The organism is Bacillus sp. SIMBA_154 (assembly GCF_046536015.1).
In the GTDB taxonomy this organism is placed as follows: Bacteria; Bacillota; Bacilli; order Bacillales; family Bacillaceae; genus Bacillus; species Bacillus pumilus_P.
The window spans coordinates 1-16,107 of record NZ_JAWJBV010000003.1; the positions used below are offsets into that span (position 1 = coordinate 1).

Below are 16,107 nucleotides of genomic sequence, written 5' to 3' on the forward strand. Positions count from 1 at the left end.
TCCGCTCCGGTACTCGTCCTTCCTAGACTGCAAAGGTTTTCTATCACGCTGAAAAGAAGACAAAGGGCTAAAATAAAAATCATTTTAGCCCTTTGTCAACAGTCTAAGACATGAATGACTCCATTCATGTCTTTTCTTATTTGGGGAAAAATAGACAGGAAAGAAACAATTGTGCCGATATGATGAGGCGGGAAAAGGACAGGAGCAAATGGACGAATTGCTGGCGTTGTTTTCTGACGATGTCATGATTGTCTTAAATGGCGCTCAAAAGCCTGGTATTCAAGAGTTTACACAATTTTTGAACACGTTCTTTCACGTACATGAAGACATTAAGCATATGTGGGATGGATGGGTGGAAAGAGAAGATGGAAAGTATGAAACAAACTGGGCTGTTTGCGGAAAGCTCACGAATGGCCGTGTATATACAGCAGAAGGAATTGACATTGCGGAACTGGACGATCAAGGGAAAATCATTTATTTAGAAAACATTCCGAAAAACCCAGAGTTATTCCAGCGCTATTAAAAAGCCGGCAGAGCAGCCGGCTTCTTTTATTGGTCTAAAGAATATACCTCAATCGCCTCTTCAACAGATGTTTCTTTATCAAAAATAAGGTGGCGACTGTACACTTCACTTAAATGTAGTGGTTCTTCTTCTAAGTTATCTACAAGTTCAAAGATATCTAGGATGGCTGCAAGCTTTGTGGTTGTTTGTCCACCGTCTGCATTATCAAAGGTGTCTTCTGGAAAGCTGTGTTTTACTATTTCCTTCACTTTACGGTGGTTTTTTGCTCTAACCAAGATGATTCGTTCTTCAAAGATCTTATCTGATCTAACACTTGGTGATGAGATGGATTCGAATAATAATTTTGCAGAATAAATTCTACGCATATGTGATCTCACTTCTTTCTTGTAGGCGTTTTTTGACGTTTAACCGAAGAGTAGTCTATTTGAAAAGTGAATACTTCAGGGAGTTTAAAATAATTTCCAGTATGTGTTTAAAATGATAACATAGGAATGACTTCATTTAGGAAAATATGTGTCCACAAATACGATCCATAATGGGGAGGGGATATGAATGAAGAGTATCTTTGATAACAGAGGGGAAGATCATGAAATTCTGTTGATCATCATTGCATGTTGCTCTTTAATCACGTTTAGAAAAATTGCCAGATTAGAAAGGTATAAAAATAAATTAAAGGGTCAATTTAAACCGTATTGAGACCTGTTTTTAAATAGAAAGAACACAAAAAAGCCGACTGTTGAGCCGGCTTTTCCTTATGAATCAGTATCCATATGCATGCCTGTATGTGCCTTTACTTGAATTTCTGTAAAGGTCTCTTCATCTGCTTTTTCAGAGGAGAAAATGGTGCCTAAGTAAGCGGCAAGGAATCCAAGTGGGATAGAGATAATCCCTGGGTTTGACAGCGGGATGAGTGGCTCGCCTGTGAAGATGGCTGCTCCCGATGGGTCCCAGACGCTTGGGCTGAGCGATACGATGATAAGTGCACTCAGAAGACCCGTTAAGCTCCCTGCAATGGCGCCAGTGGAGTTAAATCGTTTCCAAAAGACAGTGAAGATAATCAATGGTAAATTCGCACTTGCTGCAACTGCGAAGGCAAGAGACACGAGAAAAGCAACGTTTAAGGACTGGGCAAATAACGCAAGGACGATGGAGAGGATGGACACGCCAATTGAAGCAAAGCGTGCGGCCTTGAACTGTTCTCGTTCACTCGCTTTCCCTTTGCGGATGATCTGACTATAAAAATCATGGGCAAAAGCAGATGCGGCGGATAATACGAGTCCTGTCACCACAGCTAATATGGTCGCAAAGGCGATTGCGGAAACAAAGGCAAATAAGAAATCTCCTCCAAGGGCTTGTGCGAGCATAGGTGCGGCCATGTTCCCTGCTGCATCGGCTGCTGTGATCGCTTCTGATCCGACAAAGGCAGCGGCACCGAAGCCAAGGAAAACCGTCATTAAATAAAAAATCCCGATGATCCAAGTGGCTGAAAGGACAGATTTTCGCGCGGAAATGGCATCCTTTACCGTATAAAAACGGATCAAAATATGTGGCAAACCAGCCGTACCAAGCACTAGGGCAAGGTTCAGAGACAGGGTTTCCAATGGCACATCATATTTATTTCCCGGATGTAGGAACGACTCGCCGAGAGGGGTCGCTGTTTTCATCTGCTCGAACATCTTCAGCAGACTAAAATCAAACTTTGCAAACACAAGCAGTGAAATGATCAAGGTTCCAATCATGAGGAGAACGGCCTTTGTGATTTGTACCCAGCTGGTAGCAATCATGCCGCCAAACACCACATAAATGGTCATCAAGACACCCACGATCAACACGGCGATCCAATAATCAATGCCAAGAAGCAGTTTAATCAATGCGCCTGCTCCAACAAGCTGTGCAATCATATAAAAAGTAGATACCGTGATCGTGTTAAAGGCAGCAACCCCTCGAATGGCCGGCCGCTTAAATCGTGCAGCAATCATATCTGCCATCGTATATTTCCCTAGATTTCGAAGTGGTTCGGCCACAACGTAAAGAACGACAAGATACGCCACAAGAAAACCAATGCTATAGAAAAAACCGTCAAAACCATTTAACGCGATCATTCCGGCGATTCCTAAAAATGATGCAGCGGACATATAATCGCCTGCGATGGCAAGACCGTTCTGAAACCCTGTCAGACCTCCGCCTGCTGTATAAAAATCACTCGCACTGCTTGTTTTCTTCGCAGCAAAATATGTGATGACCAATGTGAGCCCTACGATCGCTACGAATAAAATAAAAGCGGTCATGCTCATTCGTCATCACCTCTCGATTCGTTTTTTAAAGCGCTTACATATTTGTCGAACTGAGCCGCTTTTTTCGCATAAAGTCCACATAAAACCCATGTCATGACAAATTGTGTGAGGGCGAATAACCAAGCCCATGAGATAGCACCAATTGCCGGTGTGTTCAAAAAGGTGAAGTAGGATGTAGCAACCGGAAGTGAAAAGTAAAAGAGAAAAAAGAAAATCGTCATCGGTACGATAAATCTGCGTTTTTCCTCAAGAAGTTTTCGAAAATCCTCTGAAGCGGCAACCTTCTTATAATGAACTTTTTTGTCTGCCATTGTTTCCTCCTTTGTACGAATTAGGGACAAGGTACTCCAATGCATATGAGACGATCTGGTTGTTTATGACAGTATATCATAAAAAAGGCACCCGAAAAGGGTGCTTTCTACCGATAATTCGCAAGAAATGTTTGTCTCGCTTTTTCATATGCTTCTGCGTCAAAATGATCTCCGCATTTGTGTATACACCAAGGCTCTTCTTGTCTTGCGATCCCGATCTCATATCCTTGCTTCACGAATTCAAAAGACTGCGATACATCATAAAAGTGAAAGCCGTCAAAGAGATCATCACGCCACCTGATATCATGTTGAGTCGCCATAAAAAGACCGTCAATAGCCGAAGCCTTGATATAATCTTGGGTCTCCGCTTGTTGACGACCCGATTCAAACGAAAGCAGCTGATAGGTATTGTGCCGATATTCAATCACTTTCCCCCTGCAATCCTGGCTCTCCCACCAAATCCCATTGTCAGGCACACTTTCTGCACCTATCACCCCAAGCAGGCCAAGTGACGGGTTTTGCAAAAAAAGGGGGATGAGCTCGAGGAGCATATGCTGTTTGACGATCAGTGTATCTTGATGAAGATATATTTTAAACTGAGCAGGATGAGCGAAGGCTTCATTATATCCAGAGGCCATACTGGATGCCTGTCTAATCGGCAAGACCTCCACATGATAACCATGCGGAGCAGGAAGTGAAGCGAGCTGCCGGAAGCAAGCCTGAAACATCGACTCATCATTCACACATAAAACAAAAAGGATAGTGGGGTTACTCATTGAATTGAACCGCCTCAACCACATATTGATAGGCTGTAGCTGCTTCGTTAAAATCAAAACGGATGCCGTGCTTCACGAGTAATTCATGTAAATCATCCATCACACTCGCATAGGAAGGGTGCTGTACGCGAATGGCTTCAAGTTCGCGAATGCGAAAACCCGCTGAATGAAAGAGTGCATGAATTTCGTGAAGGGTAAAGAAACGTAAATGGGTTTGATCCATTAACCCTGCATCTGTATAAGAAAATCTGCCGGCTAGTAATTCTAAAACCGTTGAAATATGGCCGATATTCGGAATGGATGACAGGATGGCACCTTCTTTTTTAAGGAAGGGTTTGACCTTTTTTAAAACAGCCCACGGGTCCAATAAATGTTCGAGTACGTCTCCGAAAATGATGCAGTCAAATTGTTCATGTTGATAAGGGAGAGCCATCTGTTCAATATTGCCGCATAGAACATGATCTAGCTCCTGCTCAGCCTGCTTTGCTGCATTCTCAAAAGATTCAATCCCGTAAATGGTCCGGTCCTTTTGTTTAAGGATTTTTCCAAGCTTGCCTGTGCCGCATCCGATATCCAAAATAGACGTCCATTCCTCACGAATACGGCTGACGATGACAGGGTTTACACCGTGATAATACTGATCCTTTTTTTGGTGATAATAGGAAAGGGAATCTGAACTCATGCACTACCCACCTTTCTTTTTTCTCGTTGTTCTCATGCTTACTATATGGGTGGGAAGCTTGGTTTTATAATAAGAGATGGGCAATTTTCATGAATGGCAGCTAAAAAGAGATCATATAAAGAACGGGAAACGGACTGTCCTCCTAATATAGAAAGACAGAACCCCATTGAGTGGAAGGGATTGGTATAAAGAGGTGTTCAATTATTGTAGCGTATCGTCATGAAAGGATTTTCAAAAGGTCAATTGAAAGGTCAGAACTTTTAGCCAAAGCAGTCTGAAAGACAAAGGATAACGGCGTTGATTTACGGTTTGTTTATCATCTTCTGATCACCGTTGGATGTTAAAAAAGCTTGTATTTCTTCGATGCCTAGTCCAATTTTTTTCGCTTCCTGAATCAAATAAACCCACTCTTCGTCAACTCTTCTTTTCACTTGCGTATCCATAATATCCTCCAGTTCAATAAGACATATTCATCTGCAACCAATGACTTGAATAAACCGTCTAGTAACTGTACGTGTGAGTGAAAACAGCACAAATTAGATTTTTGTCGAAAAATGATGACATTTAACCTATTTTGTAAAAACTATCACCTACCACGTCCCTGAAAAAATGACTAAAAAACCCAAAATTATTGATTTCTTACTTCTAATAATAAACAATTGTAAAGTCAGTTAAAAGATTATAAATTAAAATAATGATAAAGACCTAAATCATTTGACTCATATAAACCGATTAGGTTGACATATGCCATCAATTAGAACAAATTTCATCTTTGCAGGACGCACATATTGTTCGTTTGGGAAGTTCTTCTCAAGATGGTATTCTAAAAGAAACAGAAACCACCAAGAAGGAATGAAGAAAGAGATGTATAGCCTTTTTCAAAAGTATCAAGAAGTTGTCATGTATCTTGTTATGGGTGTGTGCACAACCATTGTCAACATAGTCAGCTTCTATTTATTCGTTGAGATGTTTTCCATGGATTATAAAACAGCAACGGTTGTTTCATGGGTATTTGCTGTTCTCTTTGCTTATATCACCAATAAGAAGTATGTCTTCAAGCAAAAGGCTCGTGACACAAAAAGTCTTATGCGTGAGCTTTCTTCATTTTTTAGTGTCCGTCTCATGTCTCTAGGTGTAGATCTAGGGCTAATGATTTTATTTGTGAGCCAAATGGCGCTCAATGAAACTGTCGCAAAAATTCTTGTCAACTTTGTGATTGTGGTGGTCAATTATGTCGCCAGTAAATGGTTCGTCTTTAAGAAAACAAAAGAAGATGCGATTTAACACATGAAAAAAGATAGGTGATGTGAAATGAGCAGCAGGCCAGACGAATTATATGATGCCATATATCAACAAACAGAAAAGCAGCATGAACAAGTGCTGAGGCTAGTCAAAGAAATGACCGCACATCCAGAAGTTTTTTCAGAACAAGAAAAGGAAAAGATCAACCGCATGGACATTGCGCTTCAAACGGCAACAGACATTTTAGAAAACTTAATGACCCCTGACACGCAAATGACCATTGTTTTAAGACAAGGGAGAATTCGTGTTGATCTGACGAAAGCGTAAAAGAAGCAGCCAATTGAAAGCGGCTGCTTTTTATTATGCATCGCTTGTTTCCCGCAATTGCTTTGGAGACATGCCGATTTTTTTTCGAAAGACTTTATTCAAGTAATTCGCATTTCGGTAGCCGCACTGTATGGCGATTTCTTCAATCGAATATTTCGTTGTTTTCAGTAACGTTTCCGCCTTTTCTAATCGAATATTGGTTAAGTAGTGAATCGGTGTGAAGCCAGTTGCCTTTTTGAATTCCCTCGTAAAATGACTTTTGGATAAACGTGCCGCAGCTGCCATATCGTCTGGGCCAATTTCCTCGTGAAAATGATGGCTTGCAAACAAGGCTGCTTGGACGATGGGCTCAGGCCATTTCTCCATTTGTCCCTCAAGCTTTGGCAAATATGAATACAGTTCCATGACAAATTGATAAGCAAGGCTAGACCCCTCAAATGGATTGGTAATCCGTCTTTCACTGGCTTCATCATAAATTTTCTTTAGCAGGCGGATCGGTTTTGAATTTGGATGAAAACGCATGACCTGCTTTCCTTCATCCATAAATTGATCAAAGCAAAGATCACAGGCTTCCCCGTAAAGCGTCAAATATAGAAATTCCCAATGCTCACTGTCCTCTGGAAAATAATATTGATAGGCACTTGGGCTTTTCACGAGAAAGGCCTGCCCCGGCAATACTTTGAATCGCTTCTGTCCGATTTCGATCATGCCATGTCCAGACAGTGTGAGCTGAAAGATGCACTTGCCCTGATCCTTCCGCTCTACGCCATTCCAGCTGTATAACGAAGATGATTGAACTTCCCAGCCAACAGACCATATTTGCGCTGGCAATGTAACATCAGAATGGTGAAAACGAAATGCAAATGCTTCCTTCTTCAAATTGGAAATCCCCCTTCACAGCAAAAAACAACCTTTTTCTATTTTGAATCATGGTACACCTCATATCACATCGTACCATTCCACAGCAAAAAAAGGGTATTTTTTAACGGTTTTTTTACCATTGAACTTCCGCTGTCGAGGCAACTAAAATAAGATTATCAGAAGAGAAAAGGGGAATGGATATGATCGATAGGTTACGCGCAGCATTTCACCAGCAATTTGGAGATAAAGAAGAACTTCGTTATTTTTTCGCCCCAGGGAGGGTGAATCTGATTGGTGAACATACCGATTACAATGGAGGTCATGTCTTCCCTTGCGCGCTCACTCTCGGTACGTATGCTGCCGGTGCAAAACGGTCAGATGGACGCGTCAGAATGTATTCCTTAAACTTTGAAGAAGATGGTGTGAAAGAATTCGACCTTTTTGAAATCGCTTACGCAGAATCGGACGGCTGGGCGAACTACCCAAAGGGAGTGTTCAATCAGTTTATAGAAGCAGGTATGGATATCAAAGAAGGCTTTGATATCGTGTACGGCGGCAATATTCCAAATGGTGCAGGGCTGTCCTCATCTGCCTCCATTGAGCTCGTCACAGCTGTCTTGATCAATGAATGGTCTTCATTCGGCACATCACATGTTGATCTTGCCCTTCTTTCGCAGCGTGCAGAAAATGACTTCATTGGCGTCAATTGCGGCATTATGGATCAGTTTTCGATTGCCCTCGGAAAAGAAGATCATGCCATTTTACTCAATTGTGACACCCTTGCCTTTGAATACAGTCCGTTTCGGCAAGAGGGGCTGGTGCTTGTGATTGCGAATACAAACAAAAAGCGGACACTGGCAGACTCCAAATACAATGAACGCCGGTCAGAGTGTCAATCTGCTTTAAACGACCTTAGAAAAGAAATGGACATTGCGCATTTATGTGAGCTCACTGTGGGAGAATTTGCCCAGCATGCCCACTTGATTCAAGATGACACGTGCCGCCAACGTGCAAGACATGTGGTGACGGAAAACGAGCGGACCATGAAAGCAGTAAATTTTCTGAAAGATGATAAAATGGAAGAACTAGGTGCTCTCATGAAGGCTTCTCATCTTTCTTTAAAGAATGATTATGAAGTGACTGGACTTGAACTAGATGCACTTGCTGAAGCTGCTTGGCTTCATCCTGGGACGATAGGCTCTCGTATGACAGGAGCAGGTTTTGGCGGCTGCACGATCAGCATTGTGAAAGAAGGGCTGCTGGACTCATTTATAGAAGAAACAGGTGCGGTGTATCAAGAAAAAACGGGCATTCAAGCCTCCTTTTACACAGCTGGAATTGGAGGCGGCGCAAGAGAATTAACGAAGGAGGAAGATTGATGACAATTTTAGTTTGTGGAGGAGCAGGTTTCATTGGCAGTCATGCGGTAGCGGCTCTTTTAGCTAAAGGCGAACAAGTGGTGGTAGTTGATAATTTGCAGACAGGTCATAAAGAAGCTGTTGTAGAGGGAGCTGTATTAGAAGAGGGAGATTTAAGAGATCAAGCTTTTTTAAGACGGGTTTTTCAAACGCATCAAATTGAAGCGGTGATGCACTTTGCAGCAGATTCACTTGTTGGTGAGAGTGTGACGGACCCGCTCAAGTACTATGACAACAACGTCGGAGGGGCAGCGGCTTTACTTCAGGTGATGAATGAATTTGATGTGAAGCACATCGTATTTTCTTCAACCGCTGCCGCGTACGGTGAACCAAAGCGTGTGCCGATTGTTGAAACGGATGAGACCAACCCGACGAATCCTTATGGAGAAACGAAACTAGCGATTGAAAAAATGTTGAAGTGGTGTGAGCAAGCATATGGCCTGGAATACGTTGTGCTTCGCTATTTTAATGTAGCCGGTGCTCATACAGAAGGGCTTGTCGGTGAAGATCATCAGCCTGAGACACATCTGATTCCGATTATTCTTCAAGTTGCTTTAGGAAAACGGGATCAGATCATGATTTACGGTGATGATTATGAGACAGAGGACGGCACGTGCATCAGAGATTACATTCATGTCATGGATTTAGTTGAGGCGCACATCTTAGCCGTTGATCGTCTGCGTGCAGGAAAGGGAAGTGCGACATACAACTTAGGAAATGGCACAGGCTTCTCTGTGAAGCAGGTCGTAGAAGCCGTAAGGGAAGTAACGGGGCATGCCATCCCGGCACAGGTGGCCAAAAGACGTGCGGGAGATCCCGCAAAGCTGATTGCTTCTTCTGAAAAGGCACTGCAAGAATTGGGCTGGAAGCCTCAATATGCAGATCTTCACACCATCATTCAAAGTGCGTGGGATTGGTTTCAGAAACACCCAGAAGGCTACCAAAGTGAATAAAGCATAACAGGCAGGCAAGAGAGGGGGCAGAGGGAATGATGATAGATATTTTTGAAAAGCTGGAACAGCTGATTCAATATGGGATCAATAAAGAGCTGATTACACCACTAGATATCGGTTATACGAGAAATCGACTGCTTGAGGTGCTTGAGCTCGATGACGCTGAAGCAAGGACGGTCTCAGCTGGAAACGACCTTGAAGACATCTTAATGCCGATACTGGAGTGGGCAGTAGAAACAGGCCTTATTCCTGAGGGGACGGATACGTATCGTGATTTACTAGATGCAAAAATCATGGGCTGCTTGGTGGCGCCTCCAAGTGTTATCTATGCGAAGTTTGAAGAGAAACGCAAGCATGAAGGACCAAGGGCTGCCACAAGCTGGTTCTATGAGATGCAGCAGCATGCACATTATATTCATACAGGCAGAATCGCCAAAAATGTTCAGTGGTTTACAACAACAGATGACGGTGTGCTGGAAATCACTATTAATCTATCGAAACCGGAAAAGGATCCAAAAGCGATCGCTGAAGCCAAGAAGCTCAGTCAAAAGCAATATCCTCTTTGTCTGCTTTGTAAAGAAAACGTTGGGTTTGGGGGGCGGATCAATCATCCAGCGAGACAGAACCACCGGATTATCCCTGTCACGCTCACAGACGAATCGTGGTTTCTGCAATTTTCACCTTATGTGTATTACAACGAGCATTGTATTGTGTTCAAGGGCGAGCACGAGCCGATGAACATCACAAAAAAGACCTTTGAACGTCTGCTTTCCTTCATATCTATATACCCGCACTATTTCATTGGATCGAACGCCGACCTTCCTATTGTTGGAGGCAGTATATTAAGCCATGACCATTTTCAAGGCGGTGCTCATGAATTTCCGATGGCGAAAGCAGAGATGGAAGACGTCTTTTCACTCAAAGCGTTTCCAAATGTGAGGGCTGGCATTGTAAAATGGCCGATGTCTGTGATTCGGCTTCAAAGTAACGACCGGCAAACGCTCGCCGGCGCAGCGGACTTTATCTTAAACGAGTGGAAAATGTATTCAGATGAAGAAGTGGGGCTGATCGCTCATACAGGAGAGACTCCGCACAATACCATTACACCGATCGCACGCCGTCATGGGGATGACTATGAATTAGATCTAGTGCTGCGTAATAACCGTACAGACAAACAGCACCCAGACGGGATCTTCCACCCGCACGAAGAGGTCCATCATATTAAAAAAGAGAACATCGGGTTAATTGAAGTGATGGGTCTTGCCGTCCTTCCTGGCAGATTAGCTGAGGAATTAAGCCAGTTAAAAGCGGCGCTGCTGTCCAAAAAACCACTTGAAGAAATCAAAGCCCGCCCTGCAATCATGAAGCACGAAGCATGGGCGAAGCGCCTGCTTGAAGAGAACACCTTCACAGAGGACAATACAGAAGCTGTTTTACAAAAAGAAATCGGCTATATTTTCTCTCGTATTCTCGCGCAGGCAGGTGTGTTTAAAAGAACCGAGCAAGGGAAAACAGCTTTTAAACGTTTCATTCAAACACTCCATACAGGCAGGTGATTAGATGATTGAACAGGTAAGAACCTTAATGGAAGAAAAACAACTCGACGGTGTCCTGATTCGAAAGAGAAATAACTTCTCCTGGCTCACAGGAGGAAGAAGGAATCACATTGTGTTAAACACGCCAGAGGGCGTGTGTCAGCTGCTCGTGTTGAAAGACGACATTGTCCTGATTGTGAATCAAATGGAAGAAAAGCGGATCATTGAAGAAGAAATGGCGTATTTCGACCATCCCTTTCAAGTGGTCACAATGGATTGGTATGAGGATGATGCCCCCTACATTCACACACTCACAAAAGGCAAACGAATAGGGGCAGACATTCAATTGGAAGGGTTTGAGTGGATCGAGCCAGATTTGTCGCACGTTCGATCGATCCTTTCGGCATCACAGCTTAGTCAATATGAAACCCTTTGCCATGAAACAGCTGTTATTGTAGAGAGTGTCTGTAAAGAAATCGTTCCAGGGCAAACGGAGCATGAAATCGCTTCGCTTGTCGCCCAAAAAGCGATTGCGCAAGGCATGACGATTGAAGTGCTGCTCGTGGCAACAGATGACCGTATCCATCAATACCGTCATCCGATTCCAACAGAAAAGGCGCTTCAAAAGCATGCACTTGTTGTGCTTTGTGCTGAACGGCACGGACTCGTGGCCAATGTGACAAGATCCGTTTACTTTGGTCAGCTTCCGAAGGAGCTTGAAGAGAACAAGGAACGGCTTGCGCGAATTGACACGGTCATGAATGCGGCTACCCGTCCCGGAAAAACCATTGGAAATGTACTGAAGGCAGGAATTGCTCAGTACGAAAAAGAAGGATTTTCAGATAGATGGAAAAAACTTCACCAAGGGGGAAAGACGGGCTTTGAATCTAGAGAAATCATTGCCGTTCCCTCATCGAAGGAGGAGGTTCAGCTTTATCAAGTGTATACATGGAACCCTTCATTGCCTGGACTGAAATCAGAGGATACGATGGTAGTAGAAAAAGAGAAGAATCGCTTTTTAACCTATACGGGCAAGTGGACGTACATTGACATCGAGCATGAAGGGGACATCTATAGACGACCTGACATCTTGGTAAGAGATGAATAAATGCAGGATGCCGGCGATGAGCCGGTTTTTTGCTGGAAGTCTTTAGTGAGATTCCACTTATTCATCAGCATTACCAATTGTTACAGCGCACAGGCTGAAGATCGATCCTTTCTTTTCTTGTGAACTTGCGTTAAAATGAGTAAGGTTTTTGTTAAATGTGGGGATGCCTATCTCGAAATTGTTTACCTAGATAAAATTTCATTAAGTTAAATTGAAATTTGACCAAACTTTTTTATTGTGGTAAACCTAAATTTGACAAATTTCTAGATTGTATGTCCTTTGCCTTCAACTCTCAACTTTTCAAATTCCTAGAAATTTAGTGTGTGTGCAATAATATAAATTTATGTCGAATTTATGACATTTTAATAGAAATCTGTTGAAAAATAAATGAACTTTTGAAAAAAGGGAAGCTAACTTCTACAGATTTTGATAGCATTACAAAGGGAAGAAAAGTTTTCGAAGGCAGATGGCTTTTCACAATTATTCAGCAATTTATACATTATCTAAGGAAGGATGGTGATCTTCTTGTTCAGAGCCATTAAACCTATGCTTTTATTAGCGATGCTCGTGAGTGTTTTTGTATTAGGAGGTTGCAGCAATATCGCTGTTTTAGATCCTAAAGGACCTGTCGCAGCACAACAAAAAGACTTAATCCTTTTATCTATCGGATTCATGCTCTTTATCGTTGGCGCGGTATTTGTACTGTTTACCATCATTTTGGTTAAATACCGTGAGCGTAAGGACGTTGGAAACGCCTCTTACAACCCAGAAATACACGGGAATACGCTTCTAGAAGTTGTCTGGACAGTGATCCCAATATTAATCGTTGCTGCCCTTTCAGTTCCAACTGTCAAAACAATTTACTCTTTGGAAGAGGCACCTCAAGCAACAAGCCATAAAGATCCACTTGTCATTTATGCTACAGCAGTTGATTGGAAATGGATCTTTAGTTATCCAGAGGAAAATATTGAAACAGTGAACTACTTAAACATTCCAAAAGATCAGCCGATTTTATTCAAAATCACTTCCGCTGATACAATGGCATCACTATGGATTCCTCAGCTAGGCGGGGAGAAGTATGCGATGGCTGGAATGGAAATGGAACAGTATCTTCAAGCTGATGAAGTAGGCACATACGAAGGAAGAAACGCCAACTTCACAGGTGAGGGCTTTGCTCAGCAAAAATTCAAAGTCAATGCGATGATGCAGTCTGACTATGATAAATGGGTAAACAAAACGAAAAAAGAAGCACCAAAGTTAACGAAGAAAACGTATGACATCCTGATGCTTCCTGATGCAGCAGATGTGCAGACATTCTCATCAACACATTTATCTTTTGCGAAGCATGGGGAGGACTCTGAATATGCACTCCAAGCACGCAAACGTTTAGGTTATCAATCAGTTTCTCCGCATTCCAAAACAGATCCTTTCGAGAATGTGAAGAACTATAAAAGAAAACTAGATAGTGAATAAACTGACTAAGGAAAGGAGGAGGCCGTTATGCATTTAAAATGGGATGAGTTTTTTGTAACTGGAGACCCATTAATTCTTGGTGCGCAAATTTCTATCGCTCTTACTTCCATTGCCATCGTTTTTGTTTTAACATACTTCAAAAAGTGGAAATGGCTCTGGAAAGAATGGTTAACATCAGTTGATCATAAAAAGCTAGGGATCATGTATATCCTTGCTGCTGTGATTATGTTCTTCCGCGGTGGGGTAGACGGACTGATGATGCGCGCACAGCTGGCGCTTCCTAATAATACGTTTTTAGATTCCAACCACTATAATGAAATTTTCACAACACATGGTACGATCATGATTCTATTCATGGCGATGCCATTTTTAATTGGTTTAATCAACGTCGTTGTTCCTCTTCAAATTGGTGCACGTGACGTTGCATTCCCGTATTTGAACAACCTTAGCTTCTGGACATTCATGGTCGGAGCAATGCTGTTCAACATTTCCTTCGTTATTGGAGGATCACCAAGTGCAGGCTGGACGAGTTACATGCCGCTCGCCGGAAATGATTTCTCACCAGGACCTGGACAAAACTACTACTTGCTCGGGCTCCAAATTGCAGGTATTGGTACACTGATGACAGGTATTAACTTCATGGTGACCATCTTAAAAATGCGTACAAAAGGTATGACACTTATGCGTATGCCAATGTTTACATGGACAACATTGATTACGTCTGTCATCATCGTTTTCGCTTTCCCTGTATTAACAGTTGCTTTAGCACTTATGACATTTGATCGTTTATTCGGTTCTGCATTCTTTACACTCGAAGCAGGCGGTATGCCAATGCTTTGGGCGAACCTTTTCTGGATTTGGGGACATCCTGAGGTATATATCGTGATCCTGCCGGCTTTCGGTATTTTCTCAGAAATCTTTGCGACGTTCTCAAGAAAGCAGTTGTTTGGTTACAAAGCGATGGTTGTATCGATTGTGGCAATCTCTGTTCTGAGCTTCCTTGTGTGGGTTCACCACTTCTTTACAATGGGGAACAGTGCAGCGGTTAACTCATTCTTCTCGATTACAACAATGGCGATTTCTGTACCAACAGGTGTTAAAATCTTTAACTGGCTCTTTACGATGTATCGCGGCCGTATCAGCTTTACATCACCAATGCTTTGGGCACTTGGTTTCATCCCGAACTTCGTGATCGGTGGTGTAACTGGGGTTATGCTTGCGATGGCAGCTGCGGATTACCAGTACCATAATACGTACTTCCTTGTATCCCACTTCCACTATGTATTAATCGCAGGTACTGTATTTGCTTGTTTCGCTGGTCTCGTTTTCTGGTATCCAAAAATGTTTGGCTACAAGTTAAACGAAAGAATCGGCAAATGGTTCTTCTGGGTATTCATGATCGGATTCAATATCTGTTTCTTCCCGCAGTACTTCTTAGGACTGCAAGGAATGCCAAGACGTATTTATACGTATGGACCAGAAGATGGCTGGACTGCACTAAACTTTATTTCAACAATTGGTGCATTCATGATGGGTATCGGATTCATCATCCTTTGCTATAACATTTACTACAGCTGGAGACACGCAAAACGTGAAGTGTCTGGAGACAGCTGGGGAGAAGGACGTACACTTGACTGGGCGACATCTTCTGCAATTCCGCCGCATTATAACTTTGCAGCACTTCCAGAAGTGACAACACCAGATGCATTCCATCATTGGAAGAAAAACAATGTGGACGTTCATCCAGAAAAAGAGTTCAAGAAAATTCACATGCCGCACAATTCAGGCAGACCACTGATCATGTCTGCATTCTTCGGACTTGGTGCATTCGGTCTTGTATTTGAATGGTACTGGATTGGCGTTATCGGCTTAATCGGTGTATTCGCAACAATGATTTTACGTTCATTTGAATATGACGATGGCTACTACATTCCTGTTGAAGAAGTGATTGAAACAGAGAAAAAGAATAAGGAGGCGCAGAAGTAATGGGACATAATGATAGCAGCTATGCAAATGCACCGCTTGAATATCAGTCTGAAACCGGACGTTTAAACATCCTTGGTTTCTGGATATTCCTTGGCGCGGAAATCGTGTTATTCTCAACACTTTTTGCGACCTACTTTGTTCTTCATGGCAGAACAGCTGGCGGCGTTTTACCAGCTGAGCTATTTGATATGAAGCTTGTATTGATCATGACATTCCTGCTATTAGTGAGCTCATTTACATGTGGGATTGCCGTTCATGAAATGCGCCGTGGAAGTACAAAAGGGGTTGTCATTTGGACAATTCTTACACTACTTCTAGGTGCAGGCTTCGTTGGCTTTGAGATTTATGAGTTCTTCCATTATGTACACGAGGGTGCCAGCATCCATACAAGTGCGTATTGGTCTGCATTCTTCGTTCTTTTAGGAACTCACGGACTACACGTATCAATCGGTATCTTCTGGATTACCGGGGTCTTGTTCCAAATTAAAAAACGTGGTTTAACTCCACAAACAGCAGCGAAGATCTTTATTTCAAGTCTGTATTGGCATTTCCTTGATGTTGTATGGATTTTCATCTTCACAGCTGTGTACTTGATCGGATTAGGGGGGCTTTTGTGAT

General features: G+C 42.6%; 17 protein-coding genes. 10 read left to right on the forward strand and 7 right to left on the reverse strand.

The window, feature by feature from the left end:
* The first annotated feature begins 169 nt into the window (after window positions 1-169).
* The gene (locus R0K30_RS06425; protein ID WP_410609686.1) at window positions 170-523 is read left to right on the forward strand and encodes a nuclear transport factor 2 family protein; all 354 of its coding nucleotides are present in this window, start codon (window positions 170-172) and stop codon (window positions 521-523) included.
* Between the two features lie 26 nt (window positions 524-549).
* Here R0K30_RS06425 and R0K30_RS06430 read toward each other — a convergent pair whose 3' ends face one another.
* The 6 genes from R0K30_RS06430 to R0K30_RS06455 form a co-directional block, all read right to left on the reverse strand.
* Window positions 550-888, reverse strand: coding sequence for a DUF4288 domain-containing protein (locus tag R0K30_RS06430; RefSeq protein ID WP_256499106.1), 339 nt, complete (start codon window positions 886-888; stop codon window positions 550-552).
* Window positions 889-1,275: 387 nt separating this feature from the next.
* Entirely contained in the window at window positions 1,276-2,817 is a 1,542-nt protein-coding gene (locus R0K30_RS06435; protein ID WP_410609688.1) for a solute symporter family protein, read from the reverse strand.
* A complete protein-coding gene (locus R0K30_RS06440) occupies window positions 2,814-3,128 on the reverse strand; it encodes a DUF485 domain-containing protein (protein ID WP_256499105.1) in 315 nt (104 codons plus the stop codon). Before R0K30_RS06440 ends, R0K30_RS06435 begins: the two co-directional genes overlap by 4 nt.
* 107 nt (window positions 3,129-3,235) lie before the next feature.
* Window positions 3,236-3,904, reverse strand: a complete 669-nt coding sequence (locus tag R0K30_RS06445) for a glycosyltransferase family protein (RefSeq protein WP_410609690.1) — start codon at window positions 3,902-3,904, stop codon at window positions 3,236-3,238.
* Complete coding sequence (locus tag R0K30_RS06450) at window positions 3,897-4,586, reverse strand: class I SAM-dependent methyltransferase (protein WP_230030561.1); 690 nt, start codon at window positions 4,584-4,586, stop codon at window positions 3,897-3,899. The genes R0K30_RS06445 and R0K30_RS06450 overlap by 8 nt, the downstream gene beginning before the upstream one ends.
* A 302-nt stretch (window positions 4,587-4,888) precedes the next feature.
* A complete protein-coding gene (locus tag R0K30_RS06455; RefSeq protein ID WP_008345506.1) occupies window positions 4,889-5,029 on the reverse strand; it encodes an anti-repressor SinI family protein in 141 nt (46 codons plus the stop codon).
* A gap of 457 nt (window positions 5,030-5,486) precedes the next feature.
* Between R0K30_RS06455 and R0K30_RS06460 the strand changes: the two genes are divergently transcribed.
* Window positions 5,487-5,870 carry a GtrA family protein gene (locus R0K30_RS06460; RefSeq protein WP_012011676.1) on the forward strand — a complete coding sequence of 128 codons (384 nt, stop codon included), beginning with the start codon at window positions 5,487-5,489 and terminating at the stop codon, window positions 5,868-5,870.
* A 27-nt stretch (window positions 5,871-5,897) separates the two neighbouring features.
* On the forward strand, window positions 5,898-6,155 hold the full coding sequence (locus R0K30_RS06465) for a hypothetical protein (protein ID WP_249669970.1): 258 nt from the start codon (window positions 5,898-5,900) through the stop codon (window positions 6,153-6,155).
* Window positions 6,156-6,188: 33 nt separating this feature from the next.
* Here R0K30_RS06465 and R0K30_RS06470 read toward each other — a convergent pair whose 3' ends face one another.
* A complete protein-coding gene (locus R0K30_RS06470; RefSeq protein ID WP_099728029.1) occupies window positions 6,189-7,034 on the reverse strand; it encodes an AraC family transcriptional regulator in 846 nt (281 codons plus the stop codon).
* 182 nt (window positions 7,035-7,216) lie between these two features.
* Between R0K30_RS06470 and R0K30_RS06475 the strand changes: the two genes are divergently transcribed.
* The 7 genes from R0K30_RS06475 (at window position 7,217) to qoxC (ending at window position 16,106) form a co-directional block, all read left to right on the forward strand.
* Entirely contained in the window at window positions 7,217-8,395 is a 1,179-nt protein-coding gene (locus tag R0K30_RS06475; RefSeq protein ID WP_410609694.1) for a galactokinase, read from the forward strand.
* On the forward strand, window positions 8,395-9,387 hold the full coding sequence (galE, locus tag R0K30_RS06480; protein ID WP_410609696.1) for a UDP-glucose 4-epimerase GalE: 993 nt from the start codon (window positions 8,395-8,397) through the stop codon (window positions 9,385-9,387). The genes R0K30_RS06475 and galE overlap by 1 nt, the downstream gene beginning before the upstream one ends.
* Window positions 9,388-9,422: 35 nt before the next feature.
* Complete coding sequence (galT, locus tag R0K30_RS06485) at window positions 9,423-10,943, forward strand: UDP-glucose--hexose-1-phosphate uridylyltransferase (protein WP_410609697.1); 1,521 nt, start codon at window positions 9,423-9,425, stop codon at window positions 10,941-10,943.
* 4 nt (window positions 10,944-10,947) lie between these two features.
* Entirely contained in the window at window positions 10,948-12,030 is a 1,083-nt protein-coding gene (locus R0K30_RS06490; RefSeq protein ID WP_410609698.1) for a M24 family metallopeptidase, read from the forward strand.
* A 516-nt stretch (window positions 12,031-12,546) separates the two neighbouring features.
* Window positions 12,547-13,503 (forward strand): cytochrome aa3 quinol oxidase subunit II, encoded by a 957-nt coding sequence (gene qoxA, locus R0K30_RS06495; protein WP_099728052.1) that lies wholly within the window; start codon window positions 12,547-12,549, stop codon window positions 13,501-13,503.
* A gap of 27 nt (window positions 13,504-13,530) precedes the next feature.
* Complete coding sequence (gene qoxB, locus R0K30_RS06500; RefSeq protein ID WP_034321971.1) at window positions 13,531-15,489, forward strand: cytochrome aa3 quinol oxidase subunit I; 1,959 nt, start codon at window positions 13,531-13,533, stop codon at window positions 15,487-15,489.
* Window positions 15,489-16,106: a cytochrome aa3 quinol oxidase subunit III gene (gene qoxC / locus R0K30_RS06505; RefSeq protein WP_099682291.1), complete on the forward strand. Its 618-nt coding sequence runs from the start codon at window positions 15,489-15,491 to the stop codon at window positions 16,104-16,106. Before qoxB ends, qoxC begins: the two co-directional genes overlap by 1 nt.
* Window position 16,107 lies beyond the last annotated feature (1 nt).